This window comes from Stutzerimonas sp. Brlt_14 (assembly GCF_051948915.1).
In the GTDB taxonomy this organism is placed as follows: domain Bacteria; phylum Pseudomonadota; class Gammaproteobacteria; order Pseudomonadales; family Pseudomonadaceae; genus Stutzerimonas; species Stutzerimonas stutzeri.
In genome coordinates this window covers 1-427 of sequence record NZ_JAYJLM010000018.1, presented here as the reverse complement: position 1 = coordinate 427, position 427 = coordinate 1, and the positions used below count along the sequence as shown (strand labels likewise).

Genomic DNA, 427 nt, shown 5'->3' with positions numbered 1-427 from the left:
TTGAATAATCACCAGTGAAAATGATTACTCAAATCTACTTCTATCACATACCCAAATTTTTAAAGAACAGTTCTGGCGCAAAGACCAGAAATCAATACCCTCACACACCATCAGATGCGCAAGCAGCACTCATTTCTGAGCTTTCAGCGATTATCGAGTTAATGGTGGAGCCAAGGAGGATCGAACTCCTGACCTCCTGCGTGCAAAGCAGGCGCTCTCCCAGCTGAGCTATGGCCCCATCTACAGATCGGCCACATCCCATGACAATTGGTGGGTCTGGGCAGATTCGAACTGCCGACCTCACCCTTATCAGGGGTGCGCTCTAACCAACTGAGCTACAGACCCAATCGTCTCTCTCGGGTCGAAACCCAATCGCTTTTCGCTAGTGAATCAAGCAATTCGTGTGGGAGCTTATGAAGAAGCTGAA

General features: G+C 48.5%; 2 tRNA genes. Both read right to left on the bottom strand.

The features are described from left to right. Positions 1 to 162: 162 nt before the first annotated feature. A tRNA-Ala gene (locus tag VF716_RS20320) sits at positions 163 to 238 on the bottom strand. A 30-nt stretch (positions 239 to 268) separates the two neighbouring features. Continuing rightward, a tRNA-Ile gene (locus VF716_RS20315) sits at positions 269 to 345 on the bottom strand. Positions 346 to 427: the final 82 nt, after the last annotated feature.